Source organism: Collinsella sp. CLA-ER-H5, assembly GCF_040092375.1.
GTDB lineage: Bacteria > Actinomycetota > Coriobacteriia > Coriobacteriales > Coriobacteriaceae > Collinsella.
Genome location: NZ_JBBNLR010000008.1, coordinates 58,210 through 81,680 on the forward strand (window position 1 = coordinate 58,210; position 23,471 = coordinate 81,680).

Genomic DNA, 23,471 nt, shown 5'->3' on the forward strand with positions numbered 1-23,471 from the left:
GGTACCAGTTAAAGCAGAGTTAAAGTCAAGTACGGAACCTAGTCATTGGGGACGTTCTTAAATGACTACTCTTGGACTTTGAGCGCCTCGGCCAGGCCCACACGTTTGATAGAACGCGTGTGCAGCAGCGCCACGACCAGGTAGGTCGCAAAGCCGATTCCTACGCACGCCGCCATGGACCAAGCGGGCACATAGATCTCGATATTGCCGTTATAGGCGAGCAGCATCGAACGGAAGATGGCCGTGAGCGAGCCAATAATGACCGGCAGGCTCAGCACGAGCGACGCCACCACGCACAGCGTGATCGAGCGGATGTACAAATGCGAGATCTCGCTCTCGCGATAGCCAAAGACCTTCATGTAGCTAATCGAACGGGCGCTGTGGTCGATCACAGCCTTGGTCAGCAGGTACATAAACAGCAGGAAGATGAACACCGCAAGTCCAACCATCATGCCGATCATTTTGCTCATCATGCCGATGAACTGGTCGCCCACGGCGCGCATGTCGTCGGGCGTGGTGTCGCCGGCAAAGTAACGAGCATCGAGGTCGAGCTTCTTGTTGCTCGCATAGCCGTTAAAGTAGGTGGCGTCGTTGTCGAACAGCTCGTTAAAGTCGTCGATGCTCATATAGACATTCATATCCGACTTGGAGCCCCAGGCACAGTCCTTGCCCGCGTACTCAAAGGAATAATGCTCGCCCTCGTACTTGTCGCTGAGCGTGACCTTCTGGCCCTCGCTCCAGCCGAACTTGTCGAGCAAGCCACCGCCAAAGACGACGCGTCCGTCGCCGACGTTGAGGTCTTTCCAATAGCGCGAGTCGGATGAAATGCCGTAGACGGAAATCGTCTCCTCGCCATTTCCATCGCCGCGGTCGTATTGCAGCTGGTAGACGGCGTATTTCTCGGCCTGCGCGATTGCGCTTGCACCATTGTCGATCGTATTGACCGGGTGGATATCGTCGTTGTCAGCGTCAATCTTAGAGGCCTTGTCGATCAGGTCGATAGCCTCGTCGCGGTTGCAGCCGAGGGCATCGGCAAGGTCATCGAGGCGCGCATAAAGCGCATCCTTCTTGTCCTGGACCTTGGCAAGCGCATCCTGCGCCGCGGTCAGGCTCTCGGCAGACGGAGATGCGGTCGCGGCATCGGCTGCCGCCTGCGCCGCATCGGCCGCGTCGTCAAGCTCGTCATCGGCATCCTGAGCGGCGGAAAGCAGCGCGCCGTCAACCGACTGCAAGCGCTCGAGTGCCGACCACTGCTCGCGCACCTCGGCGGTGCCCTCGAGCTCCAGCGGAGCCTTGAGCGTGTACTGGTGCTCGGCGACCAGGCTCGTCTCGAGGTTGTCCGCGTAGTGCGTCATCGTGGGCAGAATCGCCAGGCCAAAGAGCAGCAGCAGCGAGGCGAACGCAATGCCCACGAAGAGCGTGGCGAAGTTGCCCAGGTTGCGCAGGAAGATACGCAGGCGGAAGCGCGAGACAAAGCCCATTCGCTCCGGCAGCTGCAGGCCACGCTTGGTACCCGATTTACCGCTCGCCTCGTGACGAAGGAACTGCAACGGCGTCTTGCCCATTTTGCGAAGCAGGCCCACCAGCGTGATGAGAATGAGCGCGGCGGCAGGAACCACGGCGCACTTCACAAAGATCTCCCAGCTCCAATACACCTGGAAGGGCGGCAGGCTGTACGAACCGTAATAGAGGCTGCGCATGGGCTCGGTAAAGAACACAACGCCGAGCGCAGTGCCCAAAAGCGCCGCGACCACGCCCACGATGGCGGGAAGTGCCAGGTAGTGCAGGACGATCTCCCGACGGCGATAACCGCTGGCGAGCAGCGTGCCGATGATGGCACTCTCCTCCTCGATGGTGGCGTCGGTAAGGACCACAAAGACAAACGCCATGATCACGATGATGATGTCGAGCAACGTCGTCCACATCATGGAGTCGCCGTCCACGTCGTCGCGCGCATAGCCAATGCCCTGATTGGAATCGGCATCGATCAGATCGTCCACGCGCGCATCGACATCGGTCAGCGCCTCGACCATATCCTGCTCCGCATCGATGCGATCCGCAGTAGAGAGGTCGCGGTCGGTAAAGGTAAAGGAGTAGGTGTAGGCAGGCGCGCCGCCGGCATCCTCGAGCGCGGCAAAGCCGGCGTCGGTGACCTCGGCCACGCCATAGGTGATGGTGTTCACCGTAAAGTCCGAATTGTTGAGGAACAGCGCCTGGCTATCGGGCTGGGTCATGATGCCGCAGATGGTGTAGGTGCGACCCTCGAGCTCGACTTTATCGCCCACGGACAGGTTGTTATTGGTGGCAAAGACACGGTCGATGGCCACCTCGTCGTCCGCCTTGGGTTCCCTGCCCTCACAGTAGGACGCGATATCGACCTTGGTGCGGTGCGCATAGGTGCGCAGCGTGCGCTTGGTGCCGTCGTCGCCGGCGGTCTTTTTGATGATGGCGTCGATGGAGAAATTCTTGTAGAGCGTGACGCCGCCGACGTCGTCTGTCGCGTCCTCGACTGCCTTGAGCTGGTCTTTGGTGGCCTCGAAGGAGGTGGTCACGCGGCCGTCCTCAATCGTGTACGCATCGCGCATGTCGTCGATAAGGCAGCCGATGGAATGCGCCGCAAGCAAAAAGCCCGATGTAAGGGCAATGCTTCCGCACATAAGCAAAAAGATGCCCAGGTACTTACCGATATTGCGGCGCAGCTCGCGCGGGAGACGTTTTGCGAGAGGTGTCATGGCGCCGCCTACCAATCGAGCTCGGCGGCTGCGACGGGCGACTCGTTGAGCTCATCCTCGACGATGCGCCCGTCGCGCAGGCGCAGCACGCGATTGGCCATGCGGGCGATGGCAGCGTTGTGGGTGACGATAATGACGGTGCAGCCGTACTCGCGGTTGACGTCTTCCATGAGCTGCAAGATTTCCTTGGACGTCTTGTAGTCAAGCGCGCCCGTGGGCTCGTCGCACAGCAGCAGGCCCGGGTTTTTGACGAGCGCGCGGCCGATGGCACAGCGCTGCTGCTGGCCGCCCGAGACCTGGCGCGGGAACTTGTTGCGGTGCTCGTAGAGACCCAGCGAACGCAGCAGGTCGTCAATGTTGAGCGGCTTTTTGGACAGGTGTGCCGTGACCTCGATGTTTTCCTTGATGGTGAGGTCGGGCACCAGGTTGTAGAACTGAAAGACAAAGCCCAGCTCGCGGCGGCGATACTCGCCCAGGTCGGCAGGCTTGAGCACCGTGAGGTCGCAGCCGTCCACCAGAATAGAGCCGGCGTCGGCATCCTCCAGGCCGCCGATCAGATTAAGAAATGTCGACTTGCCCGAGCCCGAAGGCCCCAGCATGACGCAGACCTCTCCGCGGTTGATGGACGTGTCGATGCCATCGAGTACCGTCAGACGCGCGTCACCGTCGCCGTAGTGTTTCTTGAGCCCTTTGACCTGGACATAGGCTTCCCGCGTTGCCATGCTATCCCCCGTTGTTAGCCTTCTGCTACTTTTCTAGGGTAATAGTAAACCTGGGCGAACTATTTTTAAGCGACGTGCGCGATTTTTTCCAAACCAGTCATTGGGTACTCATTGGGGACAGACTTAAATGACTGAAACCACTCATTTAAGTCTGTCCCCAATGAGTACCCAATGACTAGGTGGCTAGGCGCGGGATTTGGTGCGTGCGAGGGCGAGGCCTACGGCGGCGATGGCCACGGCGAAGAGTGCCGTGACGCCCAGGTCGCAGGCGATGTCCCCCAGCACGGCGGACGTCAAATCCGAGGCAAGTGCCTTGCTGATCGCGTCGTTCACCCAATATGTCGGCACAAAATGCGCCACCGTCTGCACGGCCGGGCCCATCAGCGACAGGGGCATCCAGGCGCCGCCCAAAAACGTCATGAGCATGCCGAGCAGGTTGCCCACGCCGTTGAGCAACTCCTCGCGCGCACCCAGGCTCGAAAGCGCAAAGCCAACGGCCAGCGGCGTGCACGCCAGGGCAAACGTCGCCGCCAGCGCCAGGCACACACGGCCCACGCCGACTTCGGCAACCGCGCCGGCAAAGCCCACGACGCCCATCATGCTCGACACGAGCCAAATGCAGACGGTGAGCACGGCAGCGGCCGCAAACACGGCGAGCGAACGCTGGCGCTCGGAGACCGGGCCGGCATCCATGCGGCGCACGCGCTCGGGCTCGTTCATGCCCGAGAACACCAATCCCACCGACACGATGACCGACGAGATAATCGCGTACGCGCCAAAGTTGAAATACGACTCGAGCGTGGCGGCGGCTGTCGAGTCAACCTTGACCTGCTCGATCTCGACCTTGGCGCGCTTCGCGGCCGCATGCTCGGCAGCCTTGGCGACGCTACCGTTAGAGGCGGCGGGCTCAAGTGCGGCCGCAGCGCCCGCGAGCGAGATCCAGCGCGAGGCCTCGGCAGACGAAAGCGCTGCCGCCATGGTACCGGCGCCGTAGGTCACATCGAGCTTGGGCAGAGACTCCCCCGCGCGGGCGGCTGCAACAAGGTCACCCTCAAACCCCTCCGGGATAAAGAACACGCAGTCGGCGCTACCCTTGGCGCTATTGCTCTTGGAGAGCGCGTCCGCAAGATCGTATGTATCGTCGCCGATGCCCGTGACCAGCTCAAAACGCGAACCCAGATGCTTGGTAAGCGCACGCGAAAGGTCGCTGTCGTCGCGGTCGACCACGATCACGTTGGTGTCGTAGGGCTTGTACTCGGTAAGCTGCGACGAGTTCCAGCTCACCGATGCCGCGATGAATACGCCCATCAGTGAGATGAACACCGTGTAGATGAGCAGGTAGAACGGGTGCGCCAGCGCCATGCGAAGCGCGGTCTTAAAGGTGCTCATAGCGGCTCCTTCCAAAGATCAGCGTGGCGGCGGCAACGAACAGCAGCGCCATAAGGACCAGCGCGCCGGCGCGAACGGCAAAGGGGCCCAAGTCCTCAAAGAAATACAGGCGGTTGAACATGTCGCAGATGAGCTTGACGGGGTTGAGCCAGCATTCGGCCGGGCAGGCGCGGGCAACGTCATCGGCAAGCGCCATCGCCGGTTCACCGTAGAGCCCGGCGAACAAAGCGCACGTGGTGGCAAAGCCCGTAAGGATGCCGGACTTGGACGCCTTGCCGCCCTTAACGGGAAGCGTGCCCACAAAGAGTCCCAGGCCCGTGGCGGCAAGCGCGGAGGCGGCACCGCCCACCAGACACAGCCCCTCGCGCCCGCCAAAGTCGACGCCCACGACCAGGCGCACGTAGCCGATCGCGATTGCCATCGAGGCAAAGGAGACCAGCCACGAGCCGACAAAAATGCCGGCCAGCGACGTCGTCTTGGAAAGACCGCCCACGCAGCGACGCGCACCAAGGCCCGACAGATTGGGCTGCAGATCGACGACGCTCAAGGCGGCAAACTCGGCAGACATCATCGCGACCAGGCCAAAGAGCGCGTAGTAGTAAATGACCGTGCCATCGGGCGTGGTGCGTGTCAGGCTTACGCGGCGGGTGCCACCCTCGAGCGACAGGGCGCGCGCAACCGCCTCCGGGTCGGCGAGCGCCGCCGGGTTGTCCTGGGCAATCTGGGACATGAGCTCGGCATTTTGCGTATACGAGCTTGCCACCGTCTCCAAAATGCTGCGGTCGGTGAGCACCGACGACGCACGCGAGTTGTCATAGCTCGAAAGCAGCGTGAGGTTGGGCGTGCCCGCGTCGTCGACCGTATAGATGCCCGCGACCTCGCCGGCCTTAAGCGCACGGTTCGCATCGGCTGCATCGTCGCACTCGTGGATCTCGAGCAGCTGGTCGTCGCCTTCCTTGGCAAGCGACGTCGCCACGTCCTTAAAGGTCGAGGCGTCCCAGGCCTCGTCAGCCACGACGGCTACCGGCACCGGGTCGACCTTGCCGTCGGAGCTCAGGTTCGCAAACATAAACATGAACATCGTTGAAAGCGCAATGGGAAAGATCGCGCCCCAAACCCACGTGCTCGGCCGGCGCAGCAGCGTCTTGACCGTAATGATAATGGTGTTGAACATGGCCGCCCCCTAGTCGCGCAGCTCGCGGCCGGTGATCTCAAGAAACACGTCGTTGAGGGTCGGCGGCTCGCTCCACACGCGGCCGAGTGCCACGTCGGCGGCGCGCAGCGTGTCGAGGATGTCAACCAGATTGTGTGGGCTCGCCTCGCAGGTGCAGACGAGCTCGCCGCCGGACAGCTCGACGCTGAGCACGTGCTCGAGGGCGCGCAGCCGCTTGACCGTGACGGGCTCGACGGCGCCGACCTCGACGGTCACGCGCTCGCCCATCTGGATCATGCGCTTGAGCTCGTCGTTGGTGCCCTGTGCCAGCACGCGCCCACCGTCCATGATCATGATGCGGCTGCAGATCTGCTCGACTTCCTCCATGTAATGGCTGGTATACGCCACCGTGGCGCCCTCGTCGCGCAGGCGGCAGATGCCCTCCAGGATGGCGTTGCGGCTCTGCGGGTCGACCGCCACCGTGGGCTCGTCAAAAAAGATGAGCTCGGGCTTGTGCGCGATACCGCAGGCGATGTTGAGGCGACGCGCCAGGCCACCCGAGAGCTTGCCGGGGCGGAACTTGGTAAAGTCGCCCAGCCCGACAAAGTCGATCGCCTCGTCCACCAGCGCGCGGCGGCGCTTGCGGTCGTTGACGTAGAGGCTGCAGAAATAGTCGATGTTCTCGCGCACCGTGAGCTCGTCGAATACCGCCACCTGCTGCGGCACCACGCCGATGCGGCGCTTGAGGTCGTAGCGGGCGGGTGTCATGGGCTCGCCGAACAGCTCGATGGTGCCCTTGTCGTAAGCGAGCAGCTGCAGAATACAGTTGATGGACGTGGTCTTGCCCGAGCCGTTGGGTCCGAGCAGGCCAAAGATCTCGCCGGGGGCGATGCTCAGGTTAAAGTGGTCGAGCGCGATAAGATCGTCGTAGCGCTTGACGAGGTTTTCGACGTGGACGATGTCTGTCATGAGGCGGCCCTTCTGTTGATTGCAGCCCGGTACGATTGCATCATCGCAGGAGCCGCCGGCGCGCGCCAGTGAGCTTTGTCACGAGTGCGAGGGGGCAGAGGTGAAAACCCCCGCTCGCGCGAGCGATCGACGCCGCTTTGCCGCGTGGGAGGAATGTCACAGTTGCGCAGGCGGTCCCTCCACCACGCGCGGCTTCGCGTACAATACCCGTATGAACAGGCTTTTCGACAAATCGATCGTGCTGGCGTGCTGTATTGCGGCCGCCATGGGTCTTGCTGTGGACGCTCGCCTGGTCGCGGCGTTTTGCCTTGGCATTATTGCCACCTCGCTGGCCGAGGTCGCACAGGGGGAACGCACGCGCCGCGTAAGCGAGGCCGCGAGTTACGCTTACATCATCGCGGCTGTCTTCGTGCCGCCGTTTGTGCCGTTTGCGCCTCTCGCCCTCTATGACATCGCGCGACGCGTGCGCCGCGAGCACGCCTGGATCGCACTGAGCATTGGCTCCGTCTTTACCTTTGCGCTTGTCGCGGACCTTCGCGCCGACGAGCTCACCGCCCGAACGCTCCTGCTGACCACCATCCTTTCGGTTGCCGCCACCTTGTTATCGCTACGTACCGCCCAGTTGGAGCGCGAACAGCAGCGCATGCGCCGTATCCGCGACGAGCTGCAAGAACGAGCTCTGGCGCTGGAGGCGCGCAACCGCGATCTTGCCGACCGCCAGGACTACGAAGTCGAGCTCGCGACACTCGCCGAACGCGCCCGCATCGCGCGCGAAATCCACGATAACGTCGGACACCAGCTCACGCGTGCCTCGCTACAAGCCGAAGCCCTGCGCGTGATCCACGCCGACGAGCCCGGCGTCGCCGTCGATTTCGCCGACGTCAAACGCACGGTTGACGAGGCGCTCCAGCTTGTGCGCACCAGCGTCCACGCGCTCAACGACAACGCCGTCGACCTTTCCGTGCAGCTCGAACGCATTGTTGAAGGCGCGCGCTCGGACGGCGGCCCGCAGATTGAGCTTGAAGTTATGACCGAACATGCGCCCGCAAACGTCGCGAACTGCTTTGCGGCGGTCCTGCGCGAGGCGCTCTCCAACACCATGCGCCACGCTTGCGCCCATACTGCCACCGTACGGTGCATGGAGCATCCGTCGTTTTACCAGCTCATCGTTACCGACGATGGCGTGGGCGGGGTCCAAGCAATCGGCCGTGGCGCCGCGGAGGGCATGGGGCTCGCCTCCATGCGCGAGCGCATCGAGGCGCTTGGCGGCACCTTCACCGCCGGTCCGCGCGCCGGCGTCGGCGGCTGGCGCGTGTTTGCCACCGTTCCCAAACAGCAAGGAGATGAGGACCGATGAGGCTCATCGTTGTCGACGACGACCGCTTGGTGGTCGATTCGCTCAAGATTATCCTGGGCGCCCAGCCGCAGATCGAGGTGGTGGGTACCGGCGCCAACGGCAACGATGCGGTGGCGCTCTACACCGAGTACTCACCCGACATCGCGCTGCTCGACATTCAGATGCCAGGACGCGACGGCCTATCGGCGGCACGCGAGATCCTCGAGCGCGACCCTGCGGCGCGCGTGGTGTTTCTGACGACATTCCCGGATGACGAGTACATTGTGTCGGCGCTCAAACTGGGTGCCCGCGGCTACCTGATCAAAACCGATGTCGCCGCCATTCCGCCAGCGTTAGCGCAGGTCATGGATGGCAAACGCGTACTCGAAGGTAAGGCGATCGAGGATATCAACTTTGATGGGGCGGACGTCGAGGCCGGCGCGACCCGCCGGCCCGCGGCCTTTGTCAGCCTGACCGACCGCGAGTTCGAAGTCGCCGAGCTCATCGCCCGCGGCCTCGACAACAAGGAGATTGCCGCCACCGCTTATATGGGCGAAGGCACAGTGCGCAACCACATCAGCTCGATCCTTGCCAAAATGGGCCTGCGCAACCGCACGCAGATCGCCATCGCCTACCTGCGGGGGTAATTGCCCGAAGACCGACCGCCCCGGCAAAGAAAAATAGCTGCTACCGATTTAATGCTATTTCAAAACTATGCCGGATTACGGGGCTAAAGTCGGGACCCTCATCCATACCTTCATTTTTTGGAAAACGGCAGGCTATCTACCTGCGGTTTTGTTTTTGCGGTTTTCTATATGGTCGGAGGTTCGCTATCCAGCCCCGTAATCCGGCATGGTTTTGTTCGTGGCGGTACAACCGCGCGTTTAAGCGCGGGGCCGGTGGGGCAATTTTGCCCCACCGGCCCTATCCCAACGCTATACCAGCCCCAGTCCAGAGTTATTCCGGTTTGGTTTCTACCGTGGGAGTCTTGTTCGCCGCAACTGGAGTGCGGGCGGTGTCCATGCTCAAACAGTGCTTGGGGCAGCTCTCGATGCACTCGCCGCACACCACGCAGGCGTACGGGTCGATCGACCAGGTGCCGCCTTTGCGATCGACCGCGAGCGCGCCCGCCGGGCAACGCCGCGCGCACATGCCGCAGCAGATGCACACGTCCATGTCATTGACGATATGCCCGCGCAGTCGCTCGGGCGCCGCGAGCTTCTCCTGCGGATAGCACACCGTGACCGGCCGCTTGACCATAGAACCCAAGGCCGTCTTGGCAAATGTCAGCAAACTCATGCCGCGCCTACCTTTCCGTGCAGCTAATGCAGGGATCGATGGTCAGGATAATCATGGGCACGTTGGCAAGAAGCACGCCCTGCAGCGCATGCGTCAGACCCGCCAGGTTTTGCGACGTCGGCGTCCGCACGCGGAAGCGGTCCAAGTTCTTGGTGCCGTTACCGCGCACATAGTAATACGCCTCGCCGCGCGGCTGCTCAATCACAACCTCGCCGAGCGCGCCGTCGGCCGGCGTGAGCTTGGTGCGCCCGCCGATTCCGTCGTGCGGAATCTTGCCCACAAGCTCCTTGATGATGTCCATGGCCTGCGTGACCTCGGCGCAACGCACCTGGCAGCGGGCATAGCAGTCGCCATCGGTCGCCACGATAGGTTCAAACGCGGCCAGATCCGCATAGGCGCCGTCGCCAAACATGCGCACGTCGTAGTCCACGCCCGAGGCACGACCGAACGGGCCGACCATCGAAAGCTCCAGCGCTTCCTTCTTGCTAATCACGCCCACGCCATGCAAGCGCTCGCCGCAGCTATTGTCGTCCAAAAACGTATGCACCAGGGCCTCGTAGTCGGGACGCATGGCATCGAGCGTCTGGACAATGCCTGCCAGCTCGGAGTCCTCGATATCGTGCTTAAGGCCGCCGATCTCGTTAATCGAAAGGATCACACGGCCGCCGCAGGTGCTCTCAAAAATCTTGAGAATCTGCTCGCGCAGCGTCCACGAGCGATAGAACAGCGCCTCGAAGCCAAAGGCATCGGCGAGCAGGCCCAGCCACAGCAGGTGCGAGTGAATGCGCGAAAGCTCGTGCAAAATGGTGCGGATATACTGCACGCGGCCGGGCACCTCGATGTCGAGCATGCGCTCGCAGGCGCTGGCATAGCCGCAGCTATGGCCCACGGCGCAGATACCGCAGATGCGCTCGGCGATGTAGCCAAACTGATGCATATCGCGCTTTTCGGTAAGCTTCTCGAGTCCGCGGTGCACAAAGCCGATCTGCGGAATTGCCTCGATAACGCGGTCGTCCTCGATCACCAGGTCCAGATGAAGCGGCTCGGGCAGCACCGGGTGCTGCGGGCCAAACGGAATAACGGAGCGATGTGCCATGGACCTTACGCCTCCTTTTTCTGCTTGTCGCGGGCGGCCTTGGCGGCAAGCGCCGCGCGGACCTTGGCCGCTTTCTCGGGATCCATGGCGGCGAGCTTTGCTTCCAGCTCGGCGGCTTTGAGCGCGGCCTTGGCGGCAGCTTCATCGTGCTGAGCATCGGAGCCGGCAGCCGCAGCGGACTGAGCGACAGTAGCACCCGCAGTACCCTCCCCCGCAGCGGCCGCGGCAGCGGCAGCCTTCTCGGCGGCGGCCTTGCGCGCCTTGGCCTCGGCGGCGGCACGGACCTTCATGGCTTTCTCGCGCGCGGCCTTCACCTCGGGCGTGATAACGCTCATGGGCTCGGCAGTCGAGACCTGGTAGAAAAAGCCGTTGAAGTCGACCTGCATGTCGGTGATGGCAAGACCAAATAGGTCATGCGCTTCGTTTTCAAACGGGAATACCGCCGGATAGTACGAGCTGATGGACGGAATCTCCTGGTACTGGTCGATACCCTCGACCATCAGATTCTCAATCGCATAGTTGCCGTCCTGCGCGATATGCTCCCGAGCAGCACGAACGTTGATAAACGTATAGACCAGGCGATACGATCCGTCGTCCACACAGCGCTCGGCGTGCATCTGCACAAAGCGGGCACCGAAGCCCTTGAGCGCCTGCACATGCGGCAACAGCTCGTCGATTCCGACGGTGGTATAGATTGCCTTTTGCATTACTCGGCCTCCTTTGCAGCGACGGGCGCACCGTCAGCCGCGCCTGCGTCGACACCGACCCCGGCCCCCGCAGCAGCCACGAACCCGTCCTCGCCCAGCTCAACGCCACCGTCCCAGGTTGCGGCACCGCCCACGGTGAGCGGGTCGCCGCCGGCGCGCATCACGGCTTCCTTCTGATCCAGGATGCCGCACGCCTCCACGATGGCATCGATCACCGTCTCGGGACGAATGGCGCACCCGGGCGCGTACACGTCCACGGGAATCGCGCGGTCCACGCCACCGATCACGTTGTACGCATCGCGGAACACGCCGCCCGAACACGCGCAGATACCGCAGGCCACCACGCACTTGGGCTCGAGCATCTGGTTGTAGATCTGGCGCACGACGGGCAGGTTCTGGGCATTGACCGACCCCGTCACCAAAAAGATATCTGCATGCTTGGGGTTGCCGGTGTTGACCACGCCAAACCGCTCCGCATCGAACAGCGGCGTGAGCGAGGCCAGCACCTCGATATCGCATCCGTTGCAGCTCGAGCCGTCGTAATGAATAACCCACGGCGAGCGCGACATTTTATGATCCATGGATGCCGCCTCCTAAATAAACACGTCGACGAGGATGGGCATAAGGTTGAGCAGGCCAAACACCAGCGCCACACCCCATCCGAGCTTAAAGCAGCTGCGCCAGGTGCTGCGTGCGAAGGTGTTGTCGATCAGTACCTCGACAAAATACGTCGCAGCCATCACGACCAGGGCGACCACCCAGCTCACCGGGTTGTCCCAAACAAAGAACATGCCCACCCACATCAAAAACAGCACGGTCTCGCACCAGTGCATAAGGGTCATCTTGGCCAGCGTGCCGCCGCTCATCTCGGTGGCGACGCCCTGGACGATCTCCTGATGCGCGTGATGCGAGTACGAAAGATCGAACGGCGACTTGCGCAGCTTGATGGTAAGCACCGCGAGCAGCGCGAGGAAAATGGGCGCGCTGTACACGATGATGGGGGCCGACTGCCCCGTCACGGCAATGGAATCGAAGCTGTCGGTGGCAAGGTACAGGCCCACGCTCATCAGCAGAACGGCGGGCTCGTAACTCATAACCTGCAGCAACTCACGATCGGCGCCAACCTGGGCAAACGGACTTTGCGTCGAGGCGGACGCCAGCACCACAAAGATCGCGGCGAGCGTAACCATAAAGGCGCACAGCAGCGTGTTGGAACCCGACACAAAGATGCCGCCGCCCACGACGGTGAAGATGAGCGCGCACGCCATGTAGGTATCGTCCATGGTGTTTACGCTGGCGGGGGCTTTGCGCAGCAGCTTGGAAACGTCGTAGAAAGGCTGCAGCAGGCGCGGGCCCACACGGCCCTGCATGCGGGCCGAAAGTTTGCGGTCAACGCCGTCGATCAGGCCGCCCACAAGCGGCGCCAGCAAGGCAAATGCCACGGTGCCAATAAAAATGCCCGCGACGCCCGAACCTTCAAAATACTTGCCGCGCAGCACCGAGGGCGCACTCATGGCAAGTCTCTCGGGCCCAATCCATGCGCAACACAGCAGCGCAAACAAGATAATGCTGCAGCACACGACGCTACCCGCGGGGCCAATACGCTTCTCGCCAAGGGCGTCCTCCGAGTACCAATTGCGCTTTTCGGCCTTTACCTCGTGTCCCATCGAGCCGCGGAAATGGCGATATTTGTCGGTTCCCACACCCGAAAGATATACGTTTACATGCGGTTTGTTGCTCACGCGGAATGAAGTCAGCAACACCACGGCAATAAAAGCCACGATAACCACCATCAGATACATGGCGTCCTTGCCAATAACGTACGGCACGCGGCCAAACACCATGGCCAAGTAAGGCGACACCAGACCGCTCGAGATAACCGGGAACGCCACGCAGCACAGAATAAGCAGCGCGGCGATGGTGTTGAGGGCCATCCATTCGGTCTTATGGACATTGACCTCAACGTTTTGAGCCGTGGGGTCGACGCCCGAAAGCTTGGCAAGCCACTTGCCCCAGAAGAAGAACGTCGCGGCCGAGCCAAAGGCAAGCACCATGATCATGAGCACGTTGCCGGTCTGCGCGAACGCCACCAGGGCGCCCCACTTGGACACGAGCATGCCAAACGGCGCCACAAACATGCCCATGATGCCCAGCATCATCAGGCGCGTCAGGTGCGGCATGCGGCTGAACATGCCGTCCATGTCCTCGATATCGCGGCTGCCGATATGATGCTCGGCCGTGCCCACGCACAGGAACAGCAGCGACTTGGCCACCGTGTGGAACAGGATCAGGAAGATGGCCGCCCATACGGCCTCGGGCGCGCCGACACCCAAGCAGGCACTAATGAGGCCCAAGTTGGAAATGGTGGAGTACGCGAGCACACGCTTGGCGTTGCTCTGCGAGATGGCCATGAGGGCAGCGAGCAAAAACGTGATGGCACCCACACTCGTGACCATAAAGCCGGTCACGGGATAGATGGCATAGAGCGGGCTCAGCTTGACCATCAGGAACACGCCGGCTTTGACCATGGTTGACGAGTGCAGCAGGGCGCTCGTGGGCGTGGGGGCAACCATGGCGCCAAGCAGCCAAGTGTGGAACGGCATCTGTGCGGCCTTGGTAAGGGCGGCGAGCGATAGCAAGATGACCGGCATCACCAGCAGCGCGGACTGCGCGGTGCCGGCGCCGGAAAGCTCGATCATGCCCGAGATGGTCAGCGGCATGCCGTTAACGTGCAGGTACATGAGTCCGACCAAAAACGCGATGCCGCCCAGCATGTTGAGGATGATCTGGGTGAAGGCGTTTTTGATGGCCTCGGGCGTGCGCGTGTAGCCAATCATAAGGAACGAGCACACGGTGGTGATTTCCCAGCCGCAGAACAGCCACTCAAGGTTGTCGCTCGTCACGATGACGAACATGGCCGAGAGGAACAGGAACATAAGCGCCAGGAACTGCGGGCGACGGTCGGGCGCGGTCTGCCCGCGCAGCGCAGCCTCGTGCTCGTCGTGGGCCTGGAAGTCCTTCATGTAGCCCAGGGCATACACGCAGATAAGGCTGCCGACGATACCGACGGCGAGGACCATGATCACGCTCATGTAGTCCAGGTAGAGCGGCGTCGCCGTGACGGCTTCGGCCGCGGGCAGCGTCATGGCCGCAAAGGCGAGCGAACCCACCAGCTGGACTATGCCGAGCACCGTGGTGAGCGCGTTCCTATATTTATACGCGTTGTACAGGATGACGGCGCACAGGATGACATCGATGGCGGAGCTGATGATCGAGAGCACATGCGAGGTGCCGGGGGCAACCTCAAAGCTCTGCGGACCCGTGCCAAAAAACATGACGGCGACTACAACTGTCGCCGCCATAATAATGCCGGAACCTATGAGCCCCACCGCATCGCGGGCGCGGTCACCGCGCGCGAGCAGCATGCCCAGCGCCGGTACCAGCGGAAACAGGGTAAGGAAATACAGTAGCGTCATACCATCACTCCCCCATGCAAAAACGCTGCAATTGTTTAACGTTATAGCTCAATTGAGGAGCAGCGGCGGCAGGTTTTCGGTCAACTGGGGAGTTTTAGGCGTACGGGGTAAGGGCACGTCTGCTTTGGAGCAGAGAGGCGACGCTCCCCTATCGCAGCGACAGGCGCGCGGGCCACTGCGCGCGGTTTATTGGCCACTTTGGAGGATGTCCCGACAGGCTCGCGCCGGTCCAAAAAGTTGGCGCGGCAAGAAAAATGCGCCCCTGTGGGCGCACCATCCCGTTTGCTATTCCGCCTTTTTAACGCGCGGCTTGCGACCGCGCGGCTTATCGACCAGTGCGGACTCACCGCCCTCACGGTACTGACGGCACCAAGCCTTGACCGAAGACTCGCTGGGAATCTTGTGCTTGATCATGGCCTCGCGAACCGTCAAGCCGCTTTCCAGACGGTCCTTAACCACAGCGAGCTTTACGTCGTACGAATAGGTGTGATGATGCGAACCGGCATTGAGAACGGCGTCGGCACCGCCCACGGCATACGCGCGGGCCCACTGACGAGCCGTGGCCTGGGGAATGCCAAGCTCCGCGGCGAGGGCGCGATGGCCGACCCCCTCTTGGAGGATCTCGACGGCGCGCTGCCTAACCTCGGGCGCATGCGTGCGAGTCCTAGTTGCTTCCGACATACCTGCCACTTCTTAGCCTTAACCGTTAATCTGCTTTCTTACGTGCAAGTTAGATAGTAGCATTTTACTGTTTGCTCAAAGCAGTTAATTAAAATAGACGCGGCGTTATCTGGGCATTTGGCACCAAATTACGACATTTCTTTATCGATTATTTACGCTGGTAGCTGACTCGCAGCTAATCGTCATTCGCTTGTCAACAAAATTGGCATCTCTTTATGTCCTTTGGTATAGAGGATATAATTATTAACCCCTCCCCCAATATTTTTGAGTGATCTGCAAGGCAGTAGACGTCCTCACTCCTCATGATTACCGCGCATTGCCATCCACCGGAGCAAAACAAAAAGGGCGGGACCTGCTGCGCTTGCAGGCCCCGCACCGGTTAACACCCGACGGGACACAGCCGGGCGAGACGGATCCGTGCTACCGCCCCGCCTGGCCGCGATGTTCAACTACAGCTCGTTGGCCGCGTGATACGCCGTGCGAATGGCGCTCGCAATGTCGGCGGTGCGCTCACCCGAGCAGTCGCCCACGCAAGTCACGGGCACCGTCACGCCATCCAGGTCAAACGCGTTGGCCTTGGAGCCCACGGCCATCACCACGTAATCGCAGGCGATCTTCACCGGCTCCTCGGCGCCGTCCTCGGTGGTGCAAATGGCCTCAACGCCCTCGTCGGTAATGGCGGTCAGGCGGGTCTTCACGTGCTGCTCCACGTTGTGCTCGGCAAAGTCGCTCATAATCAGCGGCAGAATGGTCTCGGACTCGCCCGCGGCAATCTTGTCGAGCATCTCCACGATCGCCACCTGGCAGCCGTGCTGCAGCAGGTACTCGGCAGTCTCGGTGCCCACCAGGCCACCGCCAATGACGGCGGCGCGGCCCGTAAGCTCCACCTTGCCGGCCAGCACGTCCCAGCTCGAGACGACCTTCTCCGAGTCGGCGCCCGGAACGGGGATGACCACGTCGTGCGCGCCCACGGCCACAATCGCGGCATCGGCGGCGTTGAGGTCCGCGGGGCTAGCGGCATGGTTGAGCTCAACCTTCACGCCCAGGCCGGGCAGAATCTTCTCGTAATACTCGACCGAGCGCATGATCTCGTCCTTGCGCGGAGGCGCGGCCGCCAGCACAATCTGGCCGCCCAGATGATCGCTCGCCTCGTAGACGGTCACATCGTAGCCGCGCTTGGCCGCCACGCGCGCGGCCTCCAGGCCGGCAATACCGCCGCCCACCACGGCGATCTTCTTGTCGCCCTCGCCCGGCTTGATGGCGATGGTCGCCTCGTCGCCGTTCTCGGCATTGAGCACGCACGAGATGTACTTGCGATTTTGAATCGCGTCGACGCAGCCCTTGTTGCAGTTGAGGCACTCGCGGATGGGCTCACCCGTGGCGGCCTTCAGCGCAATGTCGGGGTCGCACATGAGCGAGCGGCCATAGGCGATGATGTCGGCGGCGCCGTCTTCCAGAATCTTCTCGCCGGCCTCGACCGAAACAACACGGCCGACGGTTGCCACCGGCACGGAGACCAGGGCCTTGACGCGCTCGGCCACGGGCAGCGTCCAGTTGTAGGGCATGGCGCCCATGGGCGGAATGGTGTCGCCCATGTTGCCGGTGTGGTTGGCCTGTGCGACCTGGATCATATCGATGCCCGCGCCCTCGAGCAGCTTGGCGAACTCGCAGGCCTCGTCGGGCTGCAGGCCGCCCTTGCCGCGCGGCGTGCCGTCGGGGTTCTCCATGATCACGGGGAGCTTGTACTCCACCATCAGCTGCGGCGCGGCTTCCTTAATGGCAGCGACGACCTCCAGCGCGTAGCGAACGCGGTTCTCGAACGAGCCGCCGTACTCGTCGGTGCGCTGGTTGAGGATGGCCGAGCACAGCGAACCTACCAGGCGGTCGCCGTGGACCTCGATGGCATCGATCCCGGCCTGCTGCGCGCGAGCGGCCGAGGCGGCGATAGCCTCCTTGATCTGGGTGAGCTGCTCCACACTCGCCTCGTTCACAAAGTGCTGCATGTCGTGGTGCAGCTTGGCGTAGGCCTGGTTGCGGATCTCGTTGGACTCGGCCATCTTGGCGGCAAAGGTCTCCTCGTCGCCGGCGGCCTTGGCCTCCTGCGCGGCCTTGGCGGCGGCCATGGATCCCATGACCATGCGGCCGACACCGGGCACGTCGTACTCGGGGTGGAACAGCTGCAGCGCGACCTTGGCGCCGTGCTTGTGGACGGCATCGGCCAGGGCCTTAAACGTGGGGATTTGGGCGTCGGTCGCCAGCTTGGGCGTGGGGCTTGCGGTCATGACGGGAGCAACGTCGCCGATGACGATGTAACTCACGCCGCCACGGGCCAAGCGCTCGTAAAAAGCCAGGCTGCGCTCGCCAATGGAGCCGTCACGCTCCTCGTAGCCGGTGGTCAGCGGCGGAAACATAATGCGGTTTTTGAGCTCAAGGGGGCCAACCGTAATGGGCTGAAGCAGCTTGGATGCAGGTGCGGTCATGGACATTCCTCTCTTGTAGGCGCGGCGGCGATGTTGCCGCGTAGTTGTCTAGAGGATATGGCATGGGAATACAACAGCGCAACGGAAATCGGCGGACAGCAGGTAGCGGCAGGTGGATGGGGCAGGGCGGCCCGTCGGTTTGTCTCAATCTGTAACAGTTACGCGACAAAACCGGGTCTTACTGTTACAGATCGAGACAAACCAAACCCGCCTGCTAAAAAATCTCAATCTATAACAACAACTCGGCAAAATCCGTCCCTCGTGTTACAGATTTAGACAAACGAAGACCGTCCTGCCGAAACATCTCGATCTGTAACACTTAGCCGCCCAAATCGGGTCTAGATGTTACAGATCGAGATTTTGTTTAAGAAGCCGAGAATTGGACCGAAAACACAGTCCCGGAATAACAAAAAAGCTCGCCGGCTAGGCCGACGAGCTGCAAGTTCTTGGTCGCGGGGGCAGGATTTGAACCTACGACCTCCGGGTTATGAGAACGGAATATCGATGTTTATCGACACTTTTTGAAGCTCTTTGATACCGTTATATATGCAGGTAGATTAACATATTTTAATAAAATGCTTGAATCAATACCGTGCCAATTTCGACCAAAATTCGACCAATGGATGCTTGACTTCAGCAGTTGTATCGCATACGCTCGGAGCAGCGCACACGCGGCGTCCGCCGCAAGCGGTCGCGCGTGCGTGCTGCTCCGAGCGTATGCGATACAACAACGGAACTCGACACCACCCACTATGCAGAATCTAGGCATCATGGATAGACCACTTGTCGTCGGAAAAGGCAGCGCCGTCAAAAGCAAAACCCAAAAGGGCGTTTTCTACATTCGCCATAACATGGGCAAAGACCCCGTTACGGGCAAATACGCATACTCCCCGAGGCGCAAGGTCTACGCTAGGAACAAGTCAGAGCTACGCGCTGCCCTCGAGGCGTATAAAGCCGAGCTGAATGAGGGGATCGTTGTCAAAAAATCCTCCCAGACCGTCGGGGAGTATGCCCAGCTATTTCACGACACTCGGAAAAACGAGCTGAGCCCCCTCAGCTACGATCGAGAACAACTCGAAATCAACGAAATCAAAGAGTTGTTCGGAAACTACCCCATAAGAGACCTTCGCGCACCCGTCATCAAACAGGCATACGTCGACGTCCGCAAGACCGCGCGCTTCTCCGAATCCGAGCTGCACAAAATCCACGTCAAGCTGAAACAAATAATGAAGGCGGCCCTTGTCGACGAGTTGATACTCAAAAACCCATGCGATGCAATATCAGTCCCGCGGCCGCAGGGAGCCGAAAGGCAGTCCCTGCGCCTAGATGAGGCGAAAAAGCTGCTTGAGACCCTGATGTCACAGGAAATGGACGCGCATAGGATCGGAATGCTCCTCCTGCTCGACACGGGTATGCGACGAGGCGAGCTACTCGGCCTCTCCTGGTCCAACGTTCATCTCGACGACGGCTACATTTTTGTCGGCGAGCAGTTCGCGGCAGACAAGAACCCTCGTGCCCCCAAGAGCGCCAAGGGGCTCAGGTCCATTTCCCTGAGTCCCTTCATGAACGACAGGCTGTCCGCATGGAAGATGCTTCAGGGCACACTACTCTCCGAGGTCGGGCTGGAACAGGACTCATCCACCCCGGTTGTCCATGCCCTGCGAGACGCACGTAAAAAAGGAAGAGCGACGATGAAGAACGAGCGCCGGAAATGCGACCCCATCGAAATCGTCCATATGGACCCCAACAACTTCGGCCGTTGGTTCCGTGAATGGTCTTCCGACTACGGCTTCGGCGAGTTTACGGAGATCACCCACTACGTTGAGCGAGATGGCGTGCGATACGCAAGAGGAAAGGGGTACACGGGTCTAACTCCGCACATCCTCCGTCACACCCAGGCTACGCTGCTCATTGGCGAGAACGTCGACATCAAAACCGTCAGCAGTCGTCTCGGACACAGCACCGTCAAGCTTACGCTCGACACTTACTCGCACGCAATTGCCGCCAAGGACAAGGCCGCCGCAAATACCATCGGCAATCTATTGTCCGACCAGTAAACTCTTCCCTACCTCGCGTCCCGGGGGAGCTCCTTGTTTATCGTACGCCTATACTGCCTCGCTGATTTTTCAGCGATTCGACATTTGGCGCTGCAATATGTCTTCGATCTTCCGCACCGCGTAGAGAAAACCCGACCGCAGTGGGGGCACCTTCTTAGAACATCCTCTGGATACCATTCTCCGAGGCAACACCATAGCCGCTCGAATGCACTAGAAAACGTCGGCCTAAAAGACAAGCCAATCCCGTCAGGCTTGCGGACCGGAACCCATCCCAGATGAACCTGCCCCGTGAAGAACAGGACCATCGCCTGCAAAAGCTCGGACGCAACCCTCTGATCCATCGACAGTTCATCGGAATGGTCGTCTGCTGTATCACCGTCGATTGGTCCACTCGTCAGCTGGACTACATTGCCGCCCGGCAGCTCAAGGCACGGTAGACCGCACTCATCCTCCTGCGATAGACAGTACTCGACCAATCGTGCCCTGCCTATAACGCATCCCACCAACGGAGGATACGCAGACTCCCCCCGCCGGCCGAAACGATACGAAACCACTTCGGAGTCATCGATACGCCTGGTCTCATCAAGGGGCATCACAGCTGCACCCGATGGGGAAAATGCCAATAAAGGTCCAACCACCGTGGTCAACACATCCCGATCAACGTCTGGCACGCAAAGCGGAACCGCAGCTATCAGGGACTTCTTTTCCGTTCCAGCTCCTCTTATTTCAAACGCCGTGGCAAGTCCAGCTTCAAGACCGATGCCGTAGGCTCGTCCCATCTCGACATCGCGCAGCCGGACCGCATAGCTGAACAGAGTCGCCGCCCAATACCAAAGCGCGATCGGCTCCCGGATTTCACCGCGCATGCGAATCGGCGAACCGAACAATGGGCCAATTGATTTCGCGACCGCCAACAGCTCATCGAGACCTTCTTTTTCAAACCCCTCCGCTTCCACAGTTGACGCCAATATGGACAGCATCTCAGTAGAGTCTCTCAAACCGCGACACGTGAACTGTGGAGCCGCATCGAATCCGTCGCAGGGATATCTAACCAGGTTGGCGATCTCAACAAAGGACTCGTCATCCCGGCGGCCGACTTCGCCGTCGCCAGGGCGCGCAGACGGGGAGAAAACCAAATCTTCCCCATCCACCCGGACATCGTCGACCCCCGACAGCCTTCCTGACATTAAGTCAAGTCCAGAAACGTCCATCTGCGCTCCAACCACGGCCAATAAATGGCCAATCCACAATCCACACACACAATTGAAGAGGCAATTCTAATCATATAAAGCTATTTACCTGCGTTTTTGATTATACCGTTTCTATACCTTTTTGGGTATAGCCAAATAGACGATAGTCGTTGTTGTCGACACAAATATGCACGATTCGATACTGAATGGAGTCCCATTATGGACGACAACGACGCGCCCGGCATCCAGACGGGCCCGCTTCTCACCCGCGATGAGGTCGCGGACAAGTTGCATCTCACCCCCGATACCGCCGGCCAGCTCATCGCCCGTACCGGCATGGGCATCTACCTTTGCCGCCGCACATATATTTACGAACGCGATCTCAACGCCTATCTCAGCGCCCTCCGCGGTAAGAGCGGTGAGTAGAATGATCGACTACGACGGCCTGCCTGCCCCCAAGAGCTACTACGATGCCATCGGCACCGTCATCACGCCCGAGGCGTGGAAGGCCCTGCGCGGCCCCCGCCGCAACGCCCGTCGCGCTCCCAAACACACCCCCGAGCTCATCGCCGAGCGCGCGTCTGCTGTCTTTGCGGCCAAAGCTCCAGCCGCAAGGGGGGAAGAGTCTGCGCGCCTCTCTGACGGCGCGTGGGTTTGGATCGCCCGAGACGACGACGACACGGCGGCAGCGGAAGCCGTTGCCTTCTCGATGTCATCTTGCGAGTGCGCCACCTTCGCAAGCGCGCCGGAACTCGCCAAGGCCTGGAACAGCGGCGAGCTCTTCGGCCCAAACGCAAAATCGCACGCTGTCGACCCCTATCGCGATTCTCCCGTCCTCATCGTCGCGGACGTCGGGGCCAGCCGTATGCGCGAAGAGACCGACGCGCTCCTCGAGCTACTCGGCGACCGTCACCGCCACAAGCGCGCAACCCTGTTCGCATCCACGCACACGGGAAAAAGCATCGCCCGAGCACTTAAGGCAGCCGGGGGAGACCCCGACCGCGTACGCGAGCTCATCGAGCTGATTAGCGCCGGGGTACGCGAGGGGAGGCAGTCGTGACCGACACGAGGGCGAGGGCTCCGCCTAACAGCGGCATTCATCATCGACAACCAGTTTTATGGATTCCAACATTTAGGAGGTACCTATGCGGCATCAGACTGTCGTAGTCCAGACGGACAGCAGTCCGGCCCTCGCCTTCGACACCGCCAAGAAGCGGTATGTCTACCATGGCAGCCAGGACATCCCCGTCCTCAACCCCGAGCAGGCCGAAAACGCCCAGAGCGTCTGGATCCTGCAGTTCAAGCGCTCGATTCGGAACGTCCCCCGCACTTTCATGGCGTTTAGCCCCACTGACGAGGCCGTCGACGCGATGGATTGTCTCGCTGCCATCGACGAGTGCTATGGCATCCCCGACCACGAGCTCGTCAAGATCGCAGCTCGCGCCTATGTCGTCAACGGCACCGGCGCGACGCACGACGCGTTTGTCAAACGCTTCTCAGCTCGACTCGAGGGCATCACTCAGGAACTCGGTGTTTTCGGCGCGGTCCCCATTGAACTCGCCGATCGCGCCCCCTCGCCCCTCTTCACTGTCGAGGACATCGACGGCTAGCTCATCGTACGCCGCCGCCCGAGCGGGCGGCGGCCCTCTCACATCGAAAGGAAAACCATGCCCAAGAACAGTGTCTATAAGAACCACAAGCCCCTCACCCTCAACGGCCACTCCTTCCGCATCCCCTCGAACGCCGAATGCCTGCTCGACGGCTGGAGCACCTACGGCGTCCAGCCCATCGTTATCGAGCACACAGAGAGAATCGAGGGCATCCCCGACGCCTTCGTCATCGCGTCCCACTCCTCCGTCCCCAATATCCCTTACGTCGCACCCGCCATCGTCGCGGAAATCGCCAGGCGCTGGCCCGGTATCGACCCCCGCGAGCTCGCCAGGGTCATCGTCGGGGTCGCCCGCAGCGGCGATCGCTCTTACACCCCGGACAGCGTTCTCCGCGGTATCGACAGCATCCTGGACCTCGATGCGATAGGAGTCGTGAACAAGCTTGTCGCCTATCCTCCCCTCCCGGCAGACCAGGCGCCCGAGGGCTATCCCAACGTCCTACTCGAAGACGAGTAGGCCTCAAGCGGGGCGGATCGACAACGGTCGGTCCGCCCCTGCTTTCGGGCCGATGATC

20 protein-coding genes are annotated in these 23,471 nt (G+C 61.2%); 7 read left to right on the plus strand and 13 right to left on the minus strand.

Annotated features, from left to right (window positions below; translation table 11 throughout):
- Positions 1-65: 65 nt before the first annotated feature.
- The 5 genes from AAAX31_RS04535 to AAAX31_RS04555 form a co-directional block, all read right to left on the minus strand.
- Complete coding sequence (locus tag AAAX31_RS04535) at positions 66-2,732, minus strand: ABC transporter permease (RefSeq protein WP_349076307.1); 2,667 nt, start codon at positions 2,730-2,732, stop codon at positions 66-68.
- A gap of 8 nt (positions 2,733-2,740) precedes the next feature.
- Entirely contained in the window at positions 2,741-3,454 is a 714-nt protein-coding gene (locus AAAX31_RS04540) for an ABC transporter ATP-binding protein (RefSeq protein WP_117848361.1), read from the minus strand.
- Between the two features lie 183 nt (positions 3,455-3,637).
- Positions 3,638-4,843, minus strand: a complete 1,206-nt coding sequence (locus AAAX31_RS04545; RefSeq protein ID WP_117848362.1) for an ABC transporter permease — start codon at positions 4,841-4,843, stop codon at positions 3,638-3,640.
- Positions 4,830-6,017 (minus strand): ABC transporter permease, encoded by a 1,188-nt coding sequence (locus AAAX31_RS04550; protein WP_117848363.1) that lies wholly within the window; start codon positions 6,015-6,017, stop codon positions 4,830-4,832. Before AAAX31_RS04550 ends, AAAX31_RS04545 begins: the two co-directional genes overlap by 14 nt.
- A 9-nt stretch (positions 6,018-6,026) precedes the next feature.
- Positions 6,027-6,965, minus strand: a complete 939-nt coding sequence (locus AAAX31_RS04555; RefSeq protein WP_117848364.1) for an ABC transporter ATP-binding protein — start codon at positions 6,963-6,965, stop codon at positions 6,027-6,029.
- Positions 6,966-7,065: 100 nt separating this feature from the next.
- Here AAAX31_RS04555 and AAAX31_RS04560 point away from each other — a divergent pair, with 100 nt between their 5' ends.
- Together AAAX31_RS04560 and AAAX31_RS04565 are read left to right on the plus strand one after the other, a co-directional pair.
- Positions 7,066-8,322 carry a histidine kinase gene (locus tag AAAX31_RS04560; RefSeq protein ID WP_117848365.1) on the plus strand — a complete coding sequence of 419 codons (1,257 nt, stop codon included), beginning with the start codon at positions 7,066-7,068 and terminating at the stop codon, positions 8,320-8,322.
- Positions 8,319-8,948, plus strand: coding sequence for a response regulator transcription factor (locus AAAX31_RS04565; RefSeq protein ID WP_117848366.1), 630 nt, complete (start codon positions 8,319-8,321; stop codon positions 8,946-8,948). Before AAAX31_RS04560 ends, AAAX31_RS04565 begins: the two co-directional genes overlap by 4 nt.
- A 310-nt stretch (positions 8,949-9,258) precedes the next feature.
- On the opposite strand, the gene AAAX31_RS04570 is transcribed toward AAAX31_RS04565, so the two are convergent.
- From AAAX31_RS04570 to bilR, 7 genes are all read right to left on the minus strand, one after another.
- Positions 9,259-9,600, minus strand: coding sequence for a 4Fe-4S dicluster domain-containing protein (locus tag AAAX31_RS04570; protein ID WP_117848367.1), 342 nt, complete (start codon positions 9,598-9,600; stop codon positions 9,259-9,261).
- 7 nt (positions 9,601-9,607) lie between these two features.
- Positions 9,608-10,696 (minus strand): nickel-dependent hydrogenase large subunit, encoded by a 1,089-nt coding sequence (locus AAAX31_RS04575; protein WP_117848368.1) that lies wholly within the window; start codon positions 10,694-10,696, stop codon positions 9,608-9,610.
- A gap of 5 nt (positions 10,697-10,701) precedes the next feature.
- The gene (locus AAAX31_RS04580) at positions 10,702-11,403 is read right to left on the minus strand and encodes an NADH-quinone oxidoreductase subunit C (protein ID WP_117848369.1); all 702 of its coding nucleotides are present in this window, start codon (positions 11,401-11,403) and stop codon (positions 10,702-10,704) included.
- Positions 11,403-11,984 (minus strand): NADH-quinone oxidoreductase subunit NuoB, encoded by a 582-nt coding sequence (gene nuoB / locus AAAX31_RS04585; RefSeq protein ID WP_117769763.1) that lies wholly within the window; start codon positions 11,982-11,984, stop codon positions 11,403-11,405. The genes AAAX31_RS04580 and nuoB overlap by 1 nt, the downstream gene beginning before the upstream one ends.
- Positions 11,985-11,996: 12 nt before the next feature.
- Complete coding sequence (locus AAAX31_RS04590; protein WP_349076310.1) at positions 11,997-14,879, minus strand: proton-conducting transporter membrane subunit; 2,883 nt, start codon at positions 14,877-14,879, stop codon at positions 11,997-11,999.
- Positions 14,880-15,164: 285 nt separating this feature from the next.
- On the minus strand, positions 15,165-15,560 hold the full coding sequence (locus AAAX31_RS04595; protein ID WP_117848371.1) for a helix-turn-helix domain-containing protein: 396 nt from the start codon (positions 15,558-15,560) through the stop codon (positions 15,165-15,167).
- A gap of 449 nt (positions 15,561-16,009) precedes the next feature.
- Complete coding sequence (bilR, locus tag AAAX31_RS04600; protein ID WP_233506182.1) at positions 16,010-18,040, minus strand: bilirubin reductase, long form; 2,031 nt, start codon at positions 18,038-18,040, stop codon at positions 16,010-16,012.
- A gap of 770 nt (positions 18,041-18,810) precedes the next feature.
- On the opposite strand from bilR, the gene AAAX31_RS04605 reads away from it, so the two are divergent.
- Positions 18,811-20,097 (plus strand): site-specific integrase, encoded by a 1,287-nt coding sequence (locus tag AAAX31_RS04605; protein WP_349076312.1) that lies wholly within the window; start codon positions 18,811-18,813, stop codon positions 20,095-20,097.
- Positions 20,098-20,105: 8 nt separating this feature from the next.
- Here the strand turns inward: AAAX31_RS04605 and AAAX31_RS04610 are convergent, their stop codons facing one another.
- Complete coding sequence (locus AAAX31_RS04610; RefSeq protein ID WP_349076313.1) at positions 20,106-21,308, minus strand: hypothetical protein; 1,203 nt, start codon at positions 21,306-21,308, stop codon at positions 20,106-20,108.
- Between the two features lie 198 nt (positions 21,309-21,506).
- On the opposite strand from AAAX31_RS04610, the gene AAAX31_RS04615 reads away from it, so the two are divergent.
- From AAAX31_RS04615 to AAAX31_RS04630, 4 genes are all read left to right on the plus strand, one after another.
- Entirely contained in the window at positions 21,507-21,713 is a 207-nt protein-coding gene (locus tag AAAX31_RS04615; protein ID WP_349076314.1) for a hypothetical protein, read from the plus strand.
- A gap of 1 nt (position 21,714) precedes the next feature.
- On the plus strand, positions 21,715-22,347 hold the full coding sequence (locus AAAX31_RS04620) for a hypothetical protein (protein ID WP_349076315.1): 633 nt from the start codon (positions 21,715-21,717) through the stop codon (positions 22,345-22,347).
- Positions 22,348-22,432: 85 nt separating this feature from the next.
- Positions 22,433-22,897, plus strand: a complete 465-nt coding sequence (locus tag AAAX31_RS04625; protein ID WP_349076316.1) for a hypothetical protein — start codon at positions 22,433-22,435, stop codon at positions 22,895-22,897.
- 57 nt (positions 22,898-22,954) lie between these two features.
- Entirely contained in the window at positions 22,955-23,413 is a 459-nt protein-coding gene (locus tag AAAX31_RS04630) for a hypothetical protein (protein ID WP_349076317.1), read from the plus strand.
- Positions 23,414-23,471 lie beyond the last annotated feature (58 nt).